Origin of the sequence: Pseudomonas sp. R37(2017), from assembly GCF_002113375.1 — a bacterium.
Classification (GTDB): Bacteria; Pseudomonadota; Gammaproteobacteria; order Pseudomonadales; family Pseudomonadaceae; genus Aquipseudomonas.
In genome coordinates this window covers 38,436-59,588 of sequence record NZ_NEHO01000010.1, presented here as the reverse complement: position 1 = coordinate 59,588, position 21,153 = coordinate 38,436, and the positions used below count along the sequence as shown (strand labels likewise).

At 61.7% G+C, this 21,153-nt stretch carries 17 protein-coding genes; 9 read left to right on the top strand and 8 right to left on the bottom strand.

What is annotated here, in order from left to right; genetic code table 11:
• Positions 1–106: 106 nt before the first annotated feature.
• Positions 107–1,477: an aspartate aminotransferase family protein gene (locus tag CAG47_RS17270; protein WP_085726062.1), complete on the bottom strand. Its 1,371-nt coding sequence runs from the start codon at positions 1,475–1,477 to the stop codon at positions 107–109.
• A 21-nt stretch (positions 1,478–1,498) separates the two neighbouring features.
• On the bottom strand, positions 1,499–2,989 hold the full coding sequence (locus CAG47_RS17265) for an aldehyde dehydrogenase (protein WP_085726061.1): 1,491 nt from the start codon (positions 2,987–2,989) through the stop codon (positions 1,499–1,501).
• A gap of 226 nt (positions 2,990–3,215) precedes the next feature.
• On the opposite strand from CAG47_RS17265, the gene CAG47_RS17260 reads away from it, so the two are divergent.
• A complete protein-coding gene (locus tag CAG47_RS17260) occupies positions 3,216–4,136 on the top strand; it encodes a LysR family transcriptional regulator (protein WP_085726060.1) in 921 nt (306 codons plus the stop codon).
• 52 nt (positions 4,137–4,188) lie between these two features.
• Here CAG47_RS17260 and hrpB read toward each other — a convergent pair whose 3' ends face one another.
• Complete coding sequence (hrpB, locus tag CAG47_RS17255) at positions 4,189–6,705, bottom strand: ATP-dependent helicase HrpB (RefSeq protein ID WP_085726059.1); 2,517 nt, start codon at positions 6,703–6,705, stop codon at positions 4,189–4,191.
• 100 nt (positions 6,706–6,805) lie between these two features.
• Between hrpB and CAG47_RS17250 the strand changes: the two genes are divergently transcribed.
• Positions 6,806–7,225 (top strand): polyribonucleotide nucleotidyltransferase, encoded by a 420-nt coding sequence (locus CAG47_RS17250; RefSeq protein ID WP_085726058.1) that lies wholly within the window; start codon positions 6,806–6,808, stop codon positions 7,223–7,225.
• A 41-nt stretch (positions 7,226–7,266) separates the two neighbouring features.
• A complete protein-coding gene (locus CAG47_RS17245; protein ID WP_085726057.1) occupies positions 7,267–8,160 on the top strand; it encodes a cation diffusion facilitator family transporter in 894 nt (297 codons plus the stop codon).
• A 32-nt stretch (positions 8,161–8,192) separates the two neighbouring features.
• Here the strand turns inward: CAG47_RS17245 and CAG47_RS17240 are convergent, their stop codons facing one another.
• Positions 8,193–9,386, bottom strand: coding sequence for a DUF6515 family protein (locus CAG47_RS17240; RefSeq protein WP_256577466.1), 1,194 nt, complete (start codon positions 9,384–9,386; stop codon positions 8,193–8,195).
• A gap of 436 nt (positions 9,387–9,822) precedes the next feature.
• On the opposite strand from CAG47_RS17240, the gene CAG47_RS17235 reads away from it, so the two are divergent.
• A complete protein-coding gene (locus CAG47_RS17235; protein ID WP_007937367.1) occupies positions 9,823–10,302 on the top strand; it encodes an Lrp/AsnC family transcriptional regulator in 480 nt (159 codons plus the stop codon).
• Between the two features lie 199 nt (positions 10,303–10,501).
• Positions 10,502–10,711 (top strand): DUF2788 domain-containing protein, encoded by a 210-nt coding sequence (locus CAG47_RS17230; RefSeq protein ID WP_046815823.1) that lies wholly within the window; start codon positions 10,502–10,504, stop codon positions 10,709–10,711.
• Here CAG47_RS17230 and CAG47_RS17225 read toward each other — a convergent pair.
• From CAG47_RS17225 to CAG47_RS17210, 4 genes are all read right to left on the bottom strand, one after another.
• Positions 10,706–11,272 carry a pseudouridine synthase gene (locus tag CAG47_RS17225; RefSeq protein WP_177409026.1) on the bottom strand — a complete coding sequence of 189 codons (567 nt, stop codon included), beginning with the start codon at positions 11,270–11,272 and terminating at the stop codon, positions 10,706–10,708. The two genes, CAG47_RS17230 and CAG47_RS17225, sit on opposite strands and share 6 nt — an antisense overlap.
• A gap of 139 nt (positions 11,273–11,411) precedes the next feature.
• Positions 11,412–12,911 (bottom strand): AMP nucleosidase, encoded by a 1,500-nt coding sequence (gene amn, locus CAG47_RS17220; protein ID WP_177409020.1) that lies wholly within the window; start codon positions 12,909–12,911, stop codon positions 11,412–11,414.
• A 175-nt stretch (positions 12,912–13,086) separates the two neighbouring features.
• Positions 13,087–14,736, bottom strand: coding sequence for an acyl-CoA dehydrogenase family protein (locus CAG47_RS17215; protein WP_085726055.1), 1,650 nt, complete (start codon positions 14,734–14,736; stop codon positions 13,087–13,089).
• 74 nt (positions 14,737–14,810) lie between these two features.
• Positions 14,811–17,195, bottom strand: coding sequence for a hybrid sensor histidine kinase/response regulator (locus CAG47_RS17210; RefSeq protein ID WP_085726054.1), 2,385 nt, complete (start codon positions 17,193–17,195; stop codon positions 14,811–14,813).
• A gap of 392 nt (positions 17,196–17,587) precedes the next feature.
• On the opposite strand from CAG47_RS17210, the gene CAG47_RS17205 reads away from it, so the two are divergent.
• The 4 genes from CAG47_RS17205 (at position 17,588) to CAG47_RS17190 (ending at position 21,134) form a co-directional block, all read left to right on the top strand.
• Positions 17,588–18,385, top strand: a complete 798-nt coding sequence (locus CAG47_RS17205; RefSeq protein ID WP_085726053.1) for a hydroxymethylpyrimidine/phosphomethylpyrimidine kinase — start codon at positions 17,588–17,590, stop codon at positions 18,383–18,385.
• 30 nt (positions 18,386–18,415) lie between these two features.
• Positions 18,416–19,048, top strand: a complete 633-nt coding sequence (gene thiE, locus CAG47_RS17200) for a thiamine phosphate synthase (RefSeq protein WP_085726052.1) — start codon at positions 18,416–18,418, stop codon at positions 19,046–19,048.
• A gap of 22 nt (positions 19,049–19,070) precedes the next feature.
• The gene (hemL, locus tag CAG47_RS17195; protein WP_085726051.1) at positions 19,071–20,354 is read left to right on the top strand and encodes a glutamate-1-semialdehyde 2,1-aminomutase; all 1,284 of its coding nucleotides are present in this window, start codon (positions 19,071–19,073) and stop codon (positions 20,352–20,354) included.
• A 225-nt stretch (positions 20,355–20,579) separates the two neighbouring features.
• On the top strand, positions 20,580–21,134 hold the full coding sequence (locus CAG47_RS17190) for a tetratricopeptide repeat protein (protein ID WP_007990647.1): 555 nt from the start codon (positions 20,580–20,582) through the stop codon (positions 21,132–21,134).
• Positions 21,135–21,153: the final 19 nt, after the last annotated feature.

The window sequence follows — 21,153 nt, the reverse complement described above, 5'->3', positions numbered from 1 at the left end:
TCGCTCCCACAGGGGGTTTATGCCGACCTCGTTACCGAGATCGGCACATATCCAATGTGGGAGCGAGCCTGCTCGCGAACAAGGTCCGCAGGACCTTCCGGCAAAATCAGATCCGACCGTATTCCTGCGCCGTACGATCCACCGCCTTCAAGGTCTTGGCGATCAGTTCGTCAATCTCCTCTCGACTGGCGATCAACGCCGGTGCCATGATCATCCGGCCAAGGGTAGAACGAATGATCACGCCCTCCTCGAAACCAATCGTGCGGCAGCGCCAGGCAATGTCGTTCTCGTTGGCAAAGCGCTTGCGACTGGTTTTGTCTTCGGCCAGTTGCAGCGCCGCGACCATGCCGGTGCCCTGGATATCACCCACCAGCGGGTGCTTGCCGAACACTTCGCGCAGGCACTGTTGCAGGTACGGGCCGATATCATCCTTGACCCGCGTCACCACGCCTTCGTCGCGCAGCGCCTTGAGGTTGGCAATCGCCACCGCCGCCGCCACCGGGTGTCCGGAGTAGGTCAGGCCGTGGGCAAACACACCGCCCTGCTCCACCAGCACCGAGGCCATTTTTTTCGACAGGATCAAGCCGCCCATGGGGATGTAGCCCGAGGTCAGGCCCTTGGCGATGGACAGGGTGTCCGGTTCGAAACCGAAGTACTCATGGGCGAACCATTCGCCGGTTCGACCAAAGCCACCGATCACTTCATCGGCGCACAGCAGTACATCGTACTTGCGGCAGATGCGCTGGATTTCCGGCCAGTAGCTTTCTGGTGGGAAGATCATGCCGCCGGCGCCCTGGAACGGTTCGGCGATGAAACCTGCAACCTTGTCCGCACCCAGTTCGAGAATTTTCGCTTCCAGCTGTTGCGCTGCACGCAGGCCGAATTCGGCTGGCGTCAGGTTGCCTTCGTGAGCGAAGAAGTACGGCTCGTCGATGTGTTCGATGTCGGGAATCATGCCGCCCATTTCGTGCATGAATTTCATGCCGCCGAGCGCCGTCGCGGCCAGGGTCGAACCGTGGTAACCGTTCCAGCGGCCGATCATGATTTTCTTCTCGGGCCTGCCGAGCACCTGCCAGTAACGACGTACCGTGCGGATCAACACCTCGTTGGCTTCGGAGCCGGAGTTGGTGTAGATCGCGTGGCTGTAGTGCCCCGGCAGCAGGCTGAACAGCAGCTCGGACAGTTCGATCACCTGCGGGTGGGTGGTGTGGAAAAACATGTTGTAGTACGGCAACTGTTCCAATTGCTGGCTCGCGGCGGCCGCCAGGTCCTTGCGACCGTAGCCGAGGTTGGTGCACCACAACCCGGACATGCCGTCGAGGTAACGCCGGCCATCGTTGTCCCACAGGTGCAGGCGCTCGCCACGGACCATCACCCGTGGCCCCTCGTCGTTGAGGGCTTTCTGATCGACGAACGCATGGATGTGGTGCGCAGCGTCGGCGGCCTGGTAGTCGCGGGTTTCACGTGGTGTGGTCATCGCCGTTTCTCCGTTTTGTTATCAGCGCAATTGAAACCAGGTGGTCTTCAACTGGGTGTATTTATCGAATGAGTGCAGGGACAGGTCGCGGCCGAAACCCGACTGCTTGCCGCCACCGAAAGGCACGGTCACGTCCAGCGCATCGACGCTGTTGACCGACACCGTACCGGCCCGCAATTGTCGCGCCACACGGTGGGCGCGATTGAGGTCGTCGGTCCACAACGAGGCCGCCAGACCGTAGACGCTGTCGTTGGCCAATTGCAAGGCATGGGCCTCGTCGTCGAACGCCGTGACGGCCAGCACCGGGCCGAAGACCTCATCGCGAAACAGCGGCATGTCCGGGGTCACGCCGGTGAAAATCGTCGGCTGGATGAAGTTGTCCGAGCCATTGAAGATCGACTGTCGACCACCACAGACTTTTGTCGCGCCTTGCTGCTCGGCTTGCTGGATGAACTTCATGATGCGCGCGGTCTGACGGTTGTCGACGATGGCCCCGGCGGCGCTCGACGGGTCCAGCGGATCGCCCGGCAACCAGCGCTCGGCCTGAGCCTTGAGACGTTCGACGAACTCGTCATGGATCGAGCGCTGCACCAGCAACCGCGAGTTGGCCGAGCACACTTCGCCCTGATTGAAGAAGATTCCGAATGCGGCTTTCTGCGCCGCCAGATCCAGGTCCTGGCAATCGGCGAACACCAGGTTGGCGCTCTTGCCGCCGCATTCCAGCCACACCTGCTTGAGGTTCGACCGGGCCGAGTACTGCATGAAATATTTGCCGACTTCGGTGGAGCCGGTGAACACCAGGCAATCGACGTCCGGGTGCAGGCCGAGGGCCTTGCCGGTTTGTTCGCCGAGGCCCGGCAACACGTTCAACACACCTGCCGGCACGCCGGCCTCAAGTGCCAGCTCAGCCAGGCGCAAAGCGGAAAACGGCGACTGCTCGGCCGGTTTGAGGATCACCGAGTTACCCGCGGCCAGGGCTGGGGCGAGTTTCCACGCGGCCATGTCCAGCGGAAAATTCCACGGCACCACGGCAGCCACCACGCCGAGGGCTTCTCGAGTAATGGTCGCCAGCACGTTCTGCGCACTCGGTGCGACCTGGTCGTAGAGCTTGTCGAGGCTCTCGGCGTACCAGCGAAAGACCCCGGCGGCGCCCGGCACATCGATGTTGTAGGCGTCCGCGACGGGCTTGCCCATGTTCAGCGAGTCGAGCAGCGCCAGTTCTTCACGGTTTTCGAGGATCAAGTCGGCCAGGCGCAACAGCACTTGCTTGCGTTCGGTCGGCGAACGCGCAGCCCAGGTGCCCGCCTCGAAGACCTGCCGCGCATTGCGCACCGCCGCGTCCACGTCTTCCTCGCCGCAGGCGGCAACGTTGGCCAGGCATTGCCCGGTGGCGGGGTTGATCGCGGCGAAAGTCTGTCCCGATTGCGCCGCGCGGCGCTGGCCGTCGATCACGGCCTGGTCGGGAAACCGCAGGGAAGCGGCCTTGCGTTGCCAATACTCAAGCTCGAACACGTTCAGATGCTCCGTTGGACATTCTTGTGCATTGGATAGTCGCTCAGGCCCAAGCGGTGGAAAACCAGTAAAAATGTGTTCGCAGGCCAAGAAAAAACTACGCAGCCAATCTCCCTTCTGGCGCAGCATGTGGTTATTGTTCAACCATGATTAATCGCTGCCCGAGCGGATAGGGGTGGCGCGCAAATTGCCTGGATGCCTGATCTGTTCTCCCCCGAGGTTTGCTGTGGCTGCCTACAATCTGCGTCAACTGAAGTACTTCATCACCACTGTCGAGTGCGGCAGCGTCGCCGAGGCCTCGCGCAAGCTGTACATCGCCCAGCCATCGATCTCCACGGCCATCAAGGGTCTGGAAGACAGTTTCGGCGTGCAACTGCTGATCCGTCATCACGCCCAGGGCGTGTCATTGACCCCCAGCGGTGCCCGCTTCTATCGCAAGGCCCAGGAACTGCTGCGCATGGCCAGGGAGTTCGAGCAGAACGCCCTGGCCGACAACGATGTGGTGTCCGGGCAGATCGATATCGGCTGTTTCGAAACCGTCGCGCCGCTGTACCTGCCACAATTGATCGCCGGGTTTTCCGCGCTGTATCCGGGGGTGGAAATCCGCATCCGCGATGGGGAACAACAAGAGTTGGTGCAAGGCCTGACCTCCGGCGCCTTCGACCTGGCGATCCTCTATGAGCACGACCTGGACGGCACCATCCAGACCGAACCGCTGATGCCGGCGCAACGACCGTATGCGCTGCTGCCGGCGGATCACCGCTTCGCCCAACAGGCGCAAGTGTCGTTGCGAGACCTGTACCTGGAACCGATGATTCTTCTGGATGTACAGCCGAGCCGGACCTACTTCGTCAGCCTGTTCGATGAGCTGGGCCTGACCCCGCGCATTGCCTTCAGCTCGCCATCGATCGAGATGGTGCGCGGCATGGTCGGCCAGGGGTTCGGTTTTTCGATCCTGGTCACCAAGCCGCATTCGGAATGCACCTACGACGGGCAGAAAGTGGTGTGCGTGGACATTGCCGAAGACATCACTGGATCCGGACTGGTAGCGGCGTGGCTCAAGCGCGGGCAATTGACCAAGCCGGCGCAGTTGTTTGCGGACTATTGCCGCGAACAACTGACCGCCAAATCCCAAAACTCGCATTGATCCCTTGTGGCGAGGGAGCTTGCTCCCTCACCACAAAGTTCCGTGTTAACCGCTATTTACGCGGTTTGACCCGCGCGGTGGCTTCGGCCACCAACGGATCATCCGGCCAGTAATGCTTCGGATAACGCCCTTTCAAATCCTTCTTCACCTCGGCGTAGGTGCTGCGCCAGAAGTTGGCCAGGTCCTGAGTCACCTGCACCGGCCGCCGCGCCGGGGATAGCAGATGCAGCTTGACCGCCTGCCGGCCCCCGGCGATGCGCGGGGTTTCGGCCAGGCCGAACAATTCCTGCAAACGCACCGCCAGGATCGGCGGTTGCTCACTGTAATCCAGACGGATCGACGAACCCGACGGTACGCTCAAATGATGCGGCGCCAGCTCATCCAGCCGCTGCGGCAGCGGCCATGGCAGCAGGTTGTGGACGATGCTGGACAGGTCCAGATTGGCAAAGTGACTGAGTCGCGAAACCTTGCCCAGATACGGCATCAGCCAGTGTTCCAGACTCTTGAGCAACGCCGCGTCGCTGACATCCGGCCATTCGCTTTCGCCCTTGCCAGCCAGGTCCAGTTGCCGCAACAAGGCGACCCGCGCCTGCCACTGACGCAGATCCGGGGTCCACGGCAACAGCTCCAGGCCTTTGCGCCGCACCAGGTTCACCAGCGCCTGGCTGCGGGCGGTTTCGTCGAGGCCGGTCAACGGCTCACGACTGAGGATCAGTTCACCGACCTTGCGCTGACGCTCGGCACGCAGCACGCCCTCGCGTTCGTCCCAGTCCAGTTGATCGACGCAGCGCACCTGCTCGGCCAGCACCGAATCGAAGAGCGCCGGATCGAAGTCCGTCGCCAGATAAATCCGCTCTTCACGCTGGCCCTGACGACTGCCCAGATCGGCGATCACCAGCCATGGTTGTTTCATCAGGCTGTCGGCCTCGGCGAACAGGGCGGCACGACCGTTGGCCAGGCGATACTCCGCACCACCGGCACGTCGTTGTTGGGCGACCCGGTCCGGATAGGCCAGCGCCAGCAACGCGCCGAGCCAGCGCGGATGATCCGGATCGCTGACCGGCTCCGAGGCTTTGCCGCGCAGGTAACCACGATATTGCCGCGCCAGTTGCCGCGCACGCTGCACGCCTCCCTGAGCACCACGTGCAGCGCGTTCATCGCCAGACAGCAACACCAATCGACTGTGCAGATCCGCCCCGCCGCCACGCAAGATATCGCGCTCGCCCAGCAGCGCCGCGACGTCGCACGCCATGTCCGCCAGACCCAGTGCCTGGCCGCGCAACAGCAAATGAGCGATGCGCGGATGCGCCGGCAGTTCGGCCATGGCCTGACCGTGGCGGGTCAATGCTTCCCCCTCCAGAGCCCCCAGGCGTTCGAGCAGATCCTGGGCCTGCGCATAGGCTGCGGCCGGCGGCACGTCGAGCCACACCAGTTGCCCCGGTGTCACGCCCCAACGTCCCAGTTGCAAGGCCAGCCCGGCAAGGTCCGCCGAAAGGATTTCCGCACTGCCATAGGCCGCCAGTTGCTCGTGTTGATCCTGGGACCACAAGCGATAACACACACCGGGTTCCAGGCGCCCGGCCCGGCCCGCACGCTGGGTGGCGCTGGCCTTGGAAATGCGCTGGGTGTCGAGACGGGTCATGCCGCTGCCGGGGTCGAAACGCGGTACCCGCGCCAGCCCGGCATCGATCACCACGCGCACGCCATTGATGGTCAAACTGGTTTCGGCGATGTTGGTGGCCAGCACCACTTTGCGCTTGCCCGCCGGGGCCGGATCGATTGCCGCACGTTGCGCCGCCAGGTCCAGTTCACCGTGCAACGGACACAACAGCACCTCTGGATTTTCGCCCAACGCATCGGCCAATTGCTGATGCACACGGCGAATCTCCGCTTGCCCCGGCAAGAACACCAGCACACTACCGGCCTCGTCGTTCAAGGCTTCAAGGATGGTCTGCACCAGGCGCGGTTCGATGAATTCACCGGCCTGGAACGGCCGGCCCCAGCGCATCGCCACCGGGAACATCCGCCCTTCGCTGCGCAGGATCGGCGCGTCGTCCAGCAACCCGGACAAGCGTTCGCCTTCAAGCGTGGCGGACATCAAGAGGATTTTCAGCGGCTGATCGTCACGGAACAGTTCGCGGCCATTGAGGCTCAGGGCCAGCGCCAGGTCAGCGTCGAGACTGCGCTCGTGAAACTCATCGAAGATCAGCAGGCCCACGCCTTCCAGCGCCGGGTCATCCTGCAGGCGCCGGGTGAGGATGCCTTCGGTGACCACTTCGATGCGGGTGTCGGGGCCGACCTTGCTGTCGAGACGAATGCGATAGCCCACGGTTTCGCCGACCTTCTCCCCCAGCTCACTGGCCAGCCGCTCCGCCGCTGCGCGCGCGGCCAACCGGCGGGGTTCGAGCATCAGGATGGTCTGCCCGGCCAGCCACGGCTCGTCGAGCAAGGCCAAAGGTACGCGGGTGGTTTTACCGGCGCCGGGCGGCGCTTCGAGCACGGCTTCGTGGCGTGCAGCGAGGGCTTCACGCAGGGCGGGTAAAACTTCATCGATCGGCAAGGAAATCATGCTGGCTCCAAAACAGAGCCGCGAGTATAACGGCGAACTGTTTGGCGTAGTCTGGGCTCTAACCATTAACGTTATTGGCGTTCTACTCAGGAGATTTCATATGCGTGCTACCTTTCGGCTGATTGGCGGTGTTCTGGTCGCAACCTTGCTGACTCAAGTGACCGCCTGCGGTTCGATCTTCTACCCCGATCGCCGTGGCCAGATCGAAGGCAAGATCGACCCGGCCATCGCCGCGCTCGACGCCGTCGGCCTGCTGTTCTACATCATTCCCGGCCTGATCGCGTTTGCCGTGGACTTCGCCACCGGCGCGATTTACTTCGAGCCGGGCAAGACCGCCCAGGTCGACCCGCAGAAACTCAAGGACGCCATCGGTCCCGACGGCAAAGTCGATAACCGCAAGTTGCAGACTATTCTGGAACGTGAACTGGGCCGCAGCTTCCCGCTGGATGATCCACGCCTGATCCAGAGCAAGGGCAGCGCCCAACAACTGGCGATGTTCGGCCTGCAACCAGCCGCGTAATCCGTGCGCGCCAAAGGATTCTTCAAGGAACGATGGCCCCTATGACCTCCAGCTCCGAACACGCCCGCCTGCTGCGGCTGGCGACCCGTGCCTCGGTGGCGGTGGCGTGCACGTTGATCGCCGCCAAAGCCATAGCCTGGTGGCTGAGCGGCTCGGTGAGCATGCTCGCCGGGCTCACCGACTCGACACTCGACGGCGTCACGTCATTGCTCAATCTGTTGGCGGTGCATTACGCCCTGCGCCCCGCCGACGATGATCATCGCTACGGGCACGGCAAGGCCGAGTCATTGGCGGGCATGGCCCAGGCGTTGTTCATTGGTGGCAGTGCGGTGCTGATCGCGTTGCAGGCCTACGATCGGTTGAAGCATCCCGAGCCCGTGGGCGCGCCGTGGATCAGCATCGGTGTGATTGTGTTCTCGCTCGCGCTGACCCTGGCGTTGTTGATCCTTCAGCATCGGGTGGTCAAGGCCACCGGCTCCAACGCGGTACGCGCCGACTCCCTGCACTACCGCTCGGACATGCTGCTCAACGGCAGCATTCTGATCGCGCTGGTGTTGGCCGCGATGGGACTGCATCAGGTCGACCCCTGGTTCGGTCTGGGGATCGCTGCCTACATTCTCTGGAGCGCGGTGCAGATCGCCCGGGAGAGCTTGGCGGTGTTGATGGATGAGGAACTGCCACCGGATGTCAGCCAGCACATGCTGGAACTGGCTTGCAGCGTGCCTGGCGTGCTGGGTGCCCATGACCTGCGCACGCGGATCTCCGGCAACCAGTGGTTTGTACAGTTGCATCTGGAACTGCCGGGGGAGCTGACGCTATCGGTTGCCCATGGCATCAGCGACCAGGCAGCCGCAGCCATTCACAGTGCCTACCCGCGAGCCGAAGTGCTGGTGCACGCCGATCCTGTAAAAGCAGCTTCAAGCTTCAAGTTTTAAGCTGCAAGTTAGAAGCTTGTAGCTTGTAGCTGCTACTGAACCTGATAACCGCGACTGCTCAGGCAACTGCCCTGGGCCTGTCGGTAGGCTTGCACCACCGATGGATCTGGCTCGTAGGTGGCGGTACGTGGGTCGAAACCACTCTGCTGCACCGCGTATTGATAACACTCGTAGCCATCCCGACTGACCTGCTCCGGCGACTGACCGTTGGCCGGATACGCCTCCACGTCATAGCCATTGCCGGCAGCCAGCGGTTGCGATTGGCCAGCCGGCGGCTCAACCACTTCGTAGTCCTGAGTGCTTTCCTGATAGGCGTAATACGAACCGGCCGCCAGGAACAGCAGCGCCCCGCCGATCCACACCTGCTGGGCATAATCGGGCAGGTAGCGCACGTGAATCCCGCGTGGCGGCTCTACCACCTCATAACGCGGACCCAGCGGGCGATACCAGTAGCCACCGGAATAGTAGTAATCCATGCCGCGGTAAGGCACGCGAAAGTTACGCTCGGAGAAGCGGTCGATCACCTGGCCGGGGCGATATCTGGGGCCTGGACCCCAACCGTTACCATAGCCACTCGGGCGCCCCTCCCAGTGATTGTCATTGGTCGGAGCACCGATATAGCCGCTCCAGCGCTGATTGTAATTGTTGCGATGCGGCTGATCCTGGTAGTAGCCGCGCATCGGCGGCTGGGTCTGGTGCACGGTGTCGGGGCGGGGCTGGATCGGCATGTCAGTGGCCGGCAGCTGCGGCGGCGGCGGTGGCGAGCGAACCGGGCTGTTGAAATCAGGCAATGGACGATTCTGCCACTGGCCATTGTTCTGACGCTGATTCTGGCCGTTGTGCTCGTACTGGCGGTTGCCGTAGTTTTGCGGACTTGGCTGGTTCTGCGACGGAATGTTTTGCGCAGGCGGCTGGTTCTGCTGTGGAGCATTTTGCGGACGCGGCTGGTTCTGCGGCGGTATGTTTTGCACACGCGGCGGGCTCTGCGGTGGAATGTTTTGCACACGCGGCGGGCTCTGCGGCGGAATGTTTTGCACATGCGGCTGATTCTGCGGTGGGGCATTTTGCGGACGCGGCTGGTTGTTGCCACCTTGGCCCTGACTCCCACCCTGGCCGTGCTGCCCGCCATCATGCCCACGGTTTTGCTGCTCATCGGCCATCGTTTGTGCAGTGACACTGATACATAGCAAACCAACGCCGGCCAAACGCCAGATGCGCGCTTTCATGCTGTTCCTCATTGCGGGTTAGGGCCTGTACATAAGACTGGGAAAGCTCTGACCGGTTCTGCAACAGGTTATCAGTCACGCAACTTATTTATTGAGGGCTGGGGGTCGAATTTCACGCAAGAAAAAGGGGAGACCCGTCGGCCTCCCCTTGGAGAACTTCGTCCTGGCTCGACGCTTTTGACGTCGGCTCACCTCACGCCGTCTTCTGGACAGAGTGTAGCTCGGGGGCCGGCACATCCCCGGTGGGGTGGCGACCGCGGCGGGCCTGATTGGGCGGGCCGCACTGGACTGTTTGTCCGAGCAGTGATTCTGGTGATAAGAATAGGCCGGGAGCGCGAGCAGAGGATTGCGAAGATTGCTTGATTAAACACCACTTGCGCAATTTTTAACCCAAGACACATAATCTTACGCAATAGTTACGACAAAGGACCGTTTGATGAGCAAGCTCGACCGTTACGACCTGAGTATTTTGGCGGAATTGCAACGCGACGCACGCATCTCCAACCAGGAGCTGGCCGAGCGCATCGGCCTGTCGCCTTCACCGTGCTCGCGGCGGGTCAAGCAACTGGAGGACGACGGTTACATTTCCCGTCAGGTCGCCCTGCTCGACCGCAAAATGCTCGGCCTGAGCCTGACGGCCTATGTGCTGATCGGCATGGACCGTCACACGCCGGAGCGTTTCGAGAACTTCGAAGCGGCCATCCGCACCCTGCCCCAGGTGCTCGAATGCAGCCTGGTGACCGGGATGGATGCCGACTATCAACTCAAGGTTGTGGTGCCGGACATGGATCACTACCAGAAACTGCTGCTGGGGCATCTGACGCGGATTGAAGGCGTGACCAGCGTGCGCTCGAGTTTTGTGCTGAACCAGGTTTTGAATAGCACCGAGCTGCCTTTGACGCATTTGCGTAGCTGAGGACGCTTTCGCGAGCAGGCTCGCTCCCACAGTGAATCTCCAGCGCATGTGAGATCCCTGTAGGAGCGAGCCTGCTCGCGATGGGGCCAGCACAGGCGACGAATAGCTGCGACACACTGCCGCAGGTCAATACTGAATGCAGACTGCGAGGCGTATACTCCCCGCGCCCTTTTAGCCCCGCCCGCGCTGGAGTTGTCCGATGGATCCTGCAGTTTTTGAAGAGTGGATGATGACCGGTCTGGTCTCGATCCTGATCATTTTCATGGGTTTCATCGTCTGGGATCTGGCGAAGAAATCCAAGGCCGGGCGCTTCGGCTCGTTCATCCTGTTCTTCGTCCTCGGCCTGGGTGTCGCGGCATTCGTGATCAAAAGCGTGGTCATCGGCCTGATCGAAACCGGCACGTTATAAGCGCGCCGGCACTTCTTTCCACTGGCCCTGATCGAGCCCTTCGATCGTCCAGTCACCGATTCTGACCCGCACCAGACGCAAGGTCGGCAAACCGACCGCCGCGGTCATGCGCCGCACCTGACGGTTGCGCCCTTCGCGAATCACCAACTCCAGCCAACTGGTCGGCACGCTTTTGCGAAAGCGCACGGGCGGATTGCGCGGCCACAACTCTGGTTCGTCCAGTTGCCGCGCCTCGGCAGGCAAGGTCATACCGTCATTCAATTCAACGCCGTCACGCAAGCGCTGCAATTGCTCTGCGCTCGGCTCGCCTTCGACCTGTACCCAATAGGTCTTGGCCAGCTTGTGTTTCGGGTCGGCGATCCGCGCCTGCAGTTGACCGTCATTGGTCAGCAGCAACAGGCCTTCACTGTCGCGATCCAGCCGGCCGGCCGGATAGATTCCCGGAACATCGATGAAGTCCTTGAGGGTCGCGCGCCCTTCTCCGTCGCTGAATTGCGTCAGCACATCGAAGGGTTTGTTGAACAGGATCAGTTTCGGCTCGGCCGGCGGTGCCTTGGCAATACGCCGCTGGGCTGATGGGGATGGCTTCGCGCCGGGGCGACGGGAAGGTGGACGAGATGGACGCGACATGGGCAAAACAACATCTAACGGTCAGGGCTGCCAATGCTAGTAGCCCGACCGTCAAATGACCATCGACAAATCAGCGGAACGGCGGCTCGTCGAAGCTGCGCAGTTTGCGCGAGTGCAGCGAGTTGAGCTCGGTGCGCAACAGATCCACCGCCTCGATACCGATCTTCAAATGCTGGCTGACCGCGCGCTCATAGAAGGCGTTGGCCGAGCCCGGCAATTTGATTTCGCTGTGCAGCGGTTTGTCCGAGACGCACAGCAACGTACCGTAGGGCACCCGCAAACGATAACCCTGCGCGGCGATGGTGCCGCTTTCCATGTCCACCGCCACGGCGCGGGACAGGTTGATCAGCGGTCGCTCCTGGGCCCAGCGCAACTCCCAGTTACGGTCGTCGTAGGTCAACACGGTGCCGGTGCGCAGGCGCTTCTTCAGTTCGTCGCCCTTCTCGCCGGTGATGTTGGCCGCCGCTTGCTGAAGCGCCAACTGCACTTCGGCCAGGGCCGGGATCGGAATGTTCGGCGGCACCACCCGGTCGAGAATGCCGTCGCGACGCATGTAGGCATGGGCCAGCACGTAATCGCCAATCGTCTGCGACTGACGCAGGCCGCCGCAGTGACCGATCATCAGCCAGCAATGCGGGCGCAGCACGGCCAGGTGGTCAGTGATGTTCTTGGCGTTGGACGGGCCGACGCCGATGTTGACCAAAGTCACACCGTGGCCATCGCTGGCGATCAGGTGATAGGCCGGCATCTGGTAACGGTGCCAGACCACCCCGGCGGCAATGGCCGAGGCTTCGTCGTGATCCATGCTCTTGTCGATGATCACGTTACCCGGCAGCACCATGCGCACGAAGCGCGGGTCTTTGCGCAGTTGTTCCAGGCCATGGACGATGAACTGGTCGACGTAGCGGTGGTAGTTGGTCAGCAGGATCCACGGCTGTACATGACGCCAGTCACTGCCGGTGTAATGCACCAGTCGGCGCAGGGAGAAGTCCACCCGCGCGGCATCGAACAGGGCCAGGGGCAGCGGGTCGGTGTTTTCCCAATCGTACAGACCGTCGGCAATGCCATCGGTCGCGGCGGACAGGTCGGTACTCGGGAACACCCGCGCCAGCACGGCGGCCGTGACACCGGAACCGGCCAGCTCATCGCCCTGCTCGACCACATACGGATACGGAATGTTCTGCTCGCTGACACCGACCTCCACCGTCACGGTGAAGTCGTGCATCAGCGGAACGAGCTGTTCCAGCAGGTATTTGCGAAAAGCCGATGGATGGGTGACGGTGACGCTGTAGGTGCCCGGCAGTTGGACCTTGGCATAGGCACGGGTGGTCTGCGGGACTTCACCCTGGCAATGGTAGGTCAGGCGCAGTTCGGGATAACGGAACAATGCCCGCTGCTCGGCATCAGGCTCGACGCGATCCTTGAGGTAGCGCTTGAGCGCCTGACTCAGCGCGGTGGTTGCACGATTGTGCAAGAGTGCAAGCCGATCCACGGCTTGCTCGGCGGTTTGAACGACAATAAAAGCTTCGGTCACGATCAGCATCCTGTGTTCTGACTTGCAGACCTTCATCTTGCCTGCATCGTCGCTTCACGGGAACAGTGGCATTGACTGTGTATAGAAAACCACTGTGGGAGCGAGCCTGCTCCGGGCGGCGTTCCGACGAAAGCGGTCTGTCAGTCACATCAATGTTGACTATGACACCGCCTTCGCGAGCAGGCTCGCTCCCACAAGAGACCGGTGTCGCTTAGAAGCCTTGCGGGGTCGAACGGGCGACAATGGTTTCCACGTCCAAGCCTCGTGGCAAAGCGCCGTACACTCGGCCACCACCCTCCAGGCGACTGGCGATGAAGGCATCGCTGACCACCGAATTCCCGGCTTCGAGCAACAGCTTGGCCTGCAGCCCCAGCGCGATATCCTCGGTCAACTGCCGGGCACGGTACTGAATGTCACCGGTGTCCTTGAACGCCGCCTGCAATTGATGGATGTGTGCAGCCAGGCGCTTGTCGCCATGGCCATCGCCCAACTCGTCGAACAGCGCATCAAGCACGCCCGGCTCTTTGGACAGGGCACGCAGCACGTCGAGGCATTGCACGTTGCCGGAGCCTTCCCATGTCGAATTCACCGGCGCCTCGCGGTAAAGCCGCGGCAGGATGCTTTCCTCGACATAACCCGCGCCGCCCATGCATTCCGCCGCTTCATTGATCATGGCCGGCGCCCGCTTGCAGATCCAATACTTGCCCACTGCTGTCACCAGACGGGCGAACCTGGCTTCCTGCGAATCGTCCAGATGATCCAGCGCCCGGCCCATGCGCAGGCTCAAGGCCAGGGCGGCTTCGCTTTCCAGCGCCAGATCCGCCAGTACGTTCTGCATCAACGGCTGTTCGCTGAGCAGTTTGCCGCCCACCGAACGGTGAGCGCAGTGATGGCTGGCCTGAGTCAGCGCCTGACGCATCAGCGAACTGGAACCGACCATGCAATCGAAGCGAGTCATGGCGACCATCTCGATGATGGTCGGAACGCCACGCCCCTCTTCACCGATCATCCACGCCAGCGCGCCCCGGAACTCCACTTCGCTGGAAGCGTTGGAGCAATTGCCGAGCTTGTTCTTCAGGCGCTGGATATAGAACTGGTTGCGAGTGTCGTCCGGGCGGTGGCGCGGCAACAGGAAACAGGTCAGGCCCTTGTCGGTCTGTGCCAGTGTCAGGAAGGCGTCGCACATCGGCGCCGAACAAAACCACTTGTGCCCCACCAGCTCATAGGCCTGGCCCGGACCACTGGCACCGACCGGATAGGCCTTGGTGGTATTGGCCCGCACATCGGTGCCGCCCTGCTTCTCGGTCATGGCCATGCCGATGGTGACTCCGGCCTTGTGGGCCATGCCGACATTGCGCGGGTCGTATTCGGTGGCGAGGATTTTCGGCAGCCACTTTTCGGCCAGGTCCGGTTGCAGGCGCATGGCCGGAACGCTGGCGAAGGTCATGGTCAACGGACAGCCACTGCCGGCTTCGGCCTGGCTATGCAGGTACGACATCGCAGCGCGTGCGACATGGGCGCCATCCTGCGGGTGCGCCCAGGGCAGCGAGGTCAAGCCATGCTCGACCGCCGTGCGCATCAATTGGTGATAAGCCGGATGAAATTCCACCAGATCGATACGATGACCGAAGCGATCATGACTGTTGAACACCGGCTTGTTCTGATTGGCCAGGAACCCGGCTTCCATCAACGGACCACCGGCCAGCGCGCCATAGGCGTCGATCCGCGATTCGGCCCAACCGGCCCCGAAGCGCCGCGACCATTCCTGCAACGGCAAGTCGATGCGGTACAGGTTGGCGCCGTCCAGTGACGGTGGCTGGTTAGTGACTTCGTGGGTTTCGGCGAACTGATGCAGGTTCATGACGGGGCTCCTTTGGTCGGCCAAGGGACTTCAGTTAAGCACCACCCCTCGGCCTGACAAAGTGTCATATCCGCCTAACTGTCGGCGCTTTCACCCTGTTGCGGGCATAGCACACGGCGGTAGAGCGCAGTCTGCAATTCTTCGAATTTCACCGGTTTGCTCAAGTAATCAATCAGCGCGCCGGTCGGGCACAGCTCTCGGTCAACGCTCAGGGCGATCATGAACAACGGCAGCTCGGCATAGCCCGGTATCGCGCGAATCCGGCAGCACAGCGATTCACCGTCCTGTAGCGGCAACTGACAATCGACCAGCACCGCGTCAAACACTTCGCGCGGCAGGAGCTCGAACGCGATATCGGCGCTGTCCGCCGTGCGCACGCGGAAACCCAGTTTGAGCAACATGCCGCGTATCACCAACTGGCTGATGCTGTTGCCGTCGACCAGCAGCACGGCACAATCCTGAGGCAAGCGCAGGCGTGGCAAATCCCGAGTCATCAACGGCGTCACCGGACGTTCGGCCACCGGCACCCCGACTTCCACATCCAGCTGAAACCGGCTGCCACGCCCTGGCTCGGAGCGATGGGTCAGGCGTCCGCCGAGCAATTCCACCAACTGTCGGCAAATCGCCAGGCCAACACCCAGGCCACCATATTCACGGGTCATCGAGCCATCGAGCTGGAAGAACCGCTGATACATCGTGGCCTCCCCCAAATCGGTGAAGCCGATGCCAGTGTCGATCACCGCGAAGGTCAAGGCCAGCCGATCGGGCGCGATGGCCTTGCCGGTCACCCGCAAGGCCAGACCGCCGACCTTGGTGAACTTGATGGCGTTATCCAGCAGACATTCCAGGCATTGCGCGATCTTGACGTTGTCGCCGTGCAATCGATCCGGCACACCTGGTGCGATGTCGACCTTGAAGTCCAGCGACTTGCCCGCTGCGTTGCCCTCGAACTGCGCGCGCAGTGCCTCGACCATGCCGCGCAAGCTGAAGGTGCCGGCCGAGGCCTCGAGCTTGCCGGCCTGCAATTCAGTGAGGGTGAGAATGCCGTTGACCATGCGCATCATGTCCCGCGCCGACCCCGAAGCCGTCTGCTGATACTGCTCAAGCTCCGGGTCCATTTCGACCGTCTGCATCAGTTCCAGCGAACCGATCACACCATTCATGGGCGTACGCAGCTCATGGGTCAGTGTGGCCAAAAATTCGTCCTTGAGCTTGTTACTGCGCGCCAGTTGCTGGTTGAGCACTTCAAGCTTCTGGCTGGCGTCGAACAGGGTTTGTGCCTGCTGTTCGCGCATGGCGTTGATACGGTCGGCCAGCGCCAGGGAGAGCAACGCCACTTCGATGGCCGAGCCGATCTGGCTGGAGTACATGGCCAGGAACACGTTCGGCAGATAGCCAAGCACCATCAGCGTATTGACGATGCCACCCAGCAAGAACGCCGACCAGGCGATGATGAAATACCGCGCAACCCGCAGGCCCCGCAGCCAGGCATAGATCCCCGCGGCAAAAATCACCACGGTGAACGTCAGCGCCAGGGCCGTGGCCAGGCGCAAGGCCAGGGCGTAACTGGTCATCAACGACAGGCCGACCACCAGCGCACCGAAAGCCACCAGAGCCAGCAGCAAGCGGTCGAACCAGCGACTGTGGGTGGCCATCTGCAGAAAGCTGCGGGCGAACTGACTGCCGAACAACCCCGCACAGCCGATGAAAAACGGTGTCGCGGCGTTGGCCCACCAAGGATTGTCCGGCCAGAAATACTGCACGGCCGCACCGTTTACCGACAGCTGATACAAGCCGAACGAGGCGATATAGAAGATGTAATAGAGGTAACTGGTGTCGCGCACGCTGAGGTAGATGAACAGGTTGTAGACCAGCATCCCCAGCAGCACGCCGTAGATCAGCCCCAGTACGTAGAGGCGCACGGGTTGATCTTCGAGGTAGGCGGTGCTTGACCACAAGGTGACCGGTGCCTGGATCGAACCTTCGCTTTGCAAGCGCAGGAATACGGTTTCGGCCTGCTCAGGTTTGAATGTCAGGCTGAACAAATAGTTGTTTTGACGAATCTCGCGACTGGCAAAGGGCAAGGCATCGCCGGTCTGCCTGGCCAACTGATAGTTGCCGTCCGCATCGGGCAAATAGAGGTCGAGACGATCGAGGGGTGGATAGGCCAGTTCCAACAGCCAGGTCCTTTGCGCCGCCGGATTGGCAGGACGGTAATGCAGGTCGATTTTCAGCCAGAACACCGAACGCGAGTAACCGGCGTTGAGCGTTTCCTTGTGGTGCGGCTTGAAGTTGCCGGCCGCCGCTTGCGCAAGGATATCCACGATGGTCGCCTGACCACCTGCGTCCTCGTAGACCTGCAGGGTTCGGCCCAAGGGGAGGCTTTGAGTGAACTCATCGAACTCGACGGCGTTTGCCAGGAGGGGCAAACACAACAGCAACATCAGCAAATAGCGCATTGAAGCCCCAGCGTGGCCTGTCCGGTTCTGTCAGGAAGCCCCCCATTCCTTTTGAGCAGACGTAACCCGGTATCACCTGTTATTGGTTTGGATCCACTCTAGCATAGCTGCTGATGGCCATTGAATACCATTGAAATCTTTCACGAAAAGGCTCTAGGACGGGCGTTTCAGAGATACATATAAACGATTATCAATGGCAAAAAATCATTGTGGCGAGGGGGCTTGCCCCCGTTCGACTGCAAAGCAGTCGTAAAGTCCGGCAACGCGGTATAGCTGAAAAAAGTCGGGGCCGCTTCGCTGCCCAACGGGGGCAAGCCCCCTCGCCACAATGTATCGACCAAACACACAGCCACAGCACCCGATAAACAGGTTTGGTGGTAAGCTCGCGCACCATGAATATCTACAGCTCTCGCCCCGTTGTCCTCTGTCTCTCCGGCCACGACCCAAGTGGTGGCGCCGGCTTGCAGGCAGATATCGAAGCCCTGCTCGCTCAAGGTTGCCATGCGGCTCCGGCCGTCACCGCCCTGACCGTGCAAGACACCGTCAATGTCACGGACTTCCGCGTCCTCGACCGTGAGTGGGTACTGGCCCAGGCCAATGCCGTGCTCAACGACTCCGAAGTCGCTGCAGTCAAACTGGGTATGCTCGGTTCCCTGGAAATGGTCGACACCGTTGTCGAACTGCTTTCGGCGCACCCGCACTTGCCAGTGGTCTGCGACCCAGTGCTGCGCGCTGGCGGTGGCGGACGCCTGGGCAAGGACGAAGTCGGCTACGCCATGCGCGAACGCCTGCTGCCCCTGTCGATCATTGCGACCCCCAACCTTCCCGAAGCCCGGATCCTCGCCGAACTGCCAGAAGGCACCGCGGACGAGTGCGCTGAAAAACTCCTGCCGTTCGTCAAACACCTACTGATCACCGGTGGCCATGGCGACGAAACCGAAATCCACAATCGCCTGTACAGCCGCGACGGCTTGCGCGAAACCTATACCTGTCAGCGCTTGCCCGGCAGTTATCACGGTTCCGGTTGCACCCTGGCCAGCGCGCTGGCCGGTCGTCTGGCCCAGGGCGAAAACCTCGCCAGTGCCGTACAGACCGCGCTTGACTACACGTGGCGCACCCTGCGTGATGCCGAGCAACTGGGCAAAGGCCAGTTTGTACCGCGCCGTTTGCCACTGGATTTCTGTTCGTAACTTCTTTTGCAATGTGGTGAGGCTTGTCCGATGAAACTACGTGGCCTGTACGCCATTACCGACAGCCATTTGCTGGACGGCAAGTTGCTCAAGTACGTGGAGGCGGCGCTGGAAGGCGGCGTCACCTTGCTGCAATACCGTGACAAGAGCAGTGACGACACCCGCCGCCTGCGTGAGGCCGAGGCCTTGCGCGAGTTGTGCGAACGCTACAAGACACAGTTGATCATCAACGACGACGCCGAGTTGGCGGCACGCCTGAACGTCGGCGTGCACCTGGGTCAGACCGACGGCCCGCTGACTCCGGCTCGTGCACTGCTGGGGCGTCAGGCGATCATCGGTTCAACTTGCCACGCGCAACTCGAACTGGCCGAACAGGCTGCCAAAGAAGGCGCCAGCTACGTTGCCTTCGGTCGTTTCTTCAATTCGAACACCAAGCCCGGCGCACCGACCTGCAGCCTCGAACTGCTCGATCAGGCCCGCAAGCAGTTGCAATTGCCGATCTGCGCAATTGGCGGTATCACCCTGGACAACGCCGCCCCGCTGGTGGCCCACGGCGTCGATCTGCTGGCGGTGGTGCATGGTCTGTTTGGCGCCGAAAGCACCGCCGAAGTGACCCGTCGCGCCCGCGCCTTCAACGAATTGTTTTCTATTCAAGCCGCTTAAAATCTGATTTGAGAGCCCGATCATGTCTCGTTCCGAAACGCTGTTTGCCAATGCCCAGAAACACATTCCCGGTGGCGTGAACTCGCCGGTACGCGCGTTCAAGAGCGTCGGCGGCACGCCGTTGTTCTTCAAGCACGCCGAAGGCGCCTACGTCACCGACGAAGACAACAAGCGCTATGTGGATTACGTCGGTTCATGGGGCCCGATGATCCTCGGCCACAGCCACCCGGACGTGCTGGACGCCGTGCGCAAGCAGCTTGAGCACGGGTTGTCCTACGGCGCCCCGACCGAGATGGAAACGCAGATGGCCGACCTGGTCTGCTCGCTCGTGCCGTCGATGGAAATGGTGCGCATGGTCAGCTCCGGCACCGAGGCAACCATGAGCGCCATTCGCCTGGCCCGTGGTTTCACCGGCCGCGACAGCATCATCAAGTTCGAAGGCTGCTACCACGGTCACTCCGACAGCCTGCTGGTCAAGGCCGGTTCCGGCGCACTGACCCAAGGCGTGCCGAGCTCGGCCGGTGTGCCGGCCGCGTTCGCCAAACACACACTGACCCTGCCGTTCAACGACATCGACGCCGTTGAGAGCATGCTCGCCGAAGTCGGCCAGGACGTCGCCTGCATCATCGTCGAGCCAGTGGCCGGCAACATGAACTGCGTGCCGCCGGCACCGGGTTTCCTCGAAGGCCTGCGGACCCTGTGCGACAAGCACGGCGTGGTGCTGATTTTCGACGAAGTGATGACCGGTTTCCGTGTCGCCCTCGGCGGTGCCCAGGCCTACTACGGCGTGACGCCGGACCTGACCACCTTCGGCAAGATCATCGGTGGCGGCATGCCGGTCGGCTGCTTCGGCGGCAAGCGTGAAATCATGCAGCGCATCGCTCCGCTGGGCCCGGTCTACCAGGCCGGCACGCTGTCCGGCAACCCGCTGGCGATGGCCGCAGGCCTGACCACCCTGCGCCTGATCAGCCGCCCGGGCTTCCACGCCGAACTGACCGACTACACCACTCGCCTGCTCGACGGCCTGCAACAGCGCGCCGACGCGGCCGGCATCCCGTTCGTGACCACCCAGGCCGGCGGCATGTTCGGTCTGTACTTCAGCGGCGCCGACGACATTGTCACCTTCGATGACGTCATGGCCAGCGACGCAGCCCTGTTCGGTCGTTTCTTCCACCTGATGCTGGAAGGCGGCGTGTACCTGGCACCGAGCGCCTTCGAAGCCGGTTTCACTTCGATCGCTCATGGCGAAGCCGAGCTGAAACTGACCCTGGACGCCGCCGAGCGCGCCTTCGCTGCCTTGAAATAACGCTGTAGCGCTGACGTTGGCCATTGCCGACGTCAGCTTTCACCTACACGCCTGCCTGTGTTCCTACAGTTTCAGCAAAAATCCTCCGCAAAACCGCTGATATGTTTCCCGCGCAGCAGAAAAACGAGTAAAGACTTTGTAAGGTTGGCCCCGCTTATTTCATAATGCGCGCTTATTGGATCCCCTCGATGGGTCCGCGCGCCCTTCAGAGGTAAGTCGATTCCCATGAACCGCACCGGCCGCACCCTTGCACTGGGCTGCCTGTTGCTTCTTCAGCCCCTGCTCGCGCACGCACAAGCAGGCGGCAACTCGTTGTTGATCCCAGCGATGGGTCGCTGCACCCTCAATACCCAGCCGCAGGACCTGGAACAAGCGCTCGCCGCCTGCCAGAAAGCGTCGGATGAAGGGGATGCGCAAGCGCAATACGAGTTGGGTGAGTTCTACTACGAAGGCAAAAACGCGCCACGCGACCTCAATCAAGCCCTGAGCTATTTCGAAAAGGCCTCGCTGCAAGGCCACGCCCAGGCGCAATTCAAATTAGGCACCATGTTCTTCCACGGCGAAGGCGTGCCGGCCAATAACGTTCAGGCGTATATCCTGCTGAAGATGGCGGCGGTCAACGGCGCCGAAGATGCACTGGACACCGCTGACGAAGTCACCGAAAAGATGCCCCGCGAAGAACTGGAGCTTGCTACCCAGGTGCTCGGGCAAATTTTCCGTAAATATCTGATGGAATTGCAGAGCGCCGATGGGCGTACGCCGTTCGCGCCACTGCCTTGACAGCGACTCGGTCACCTGT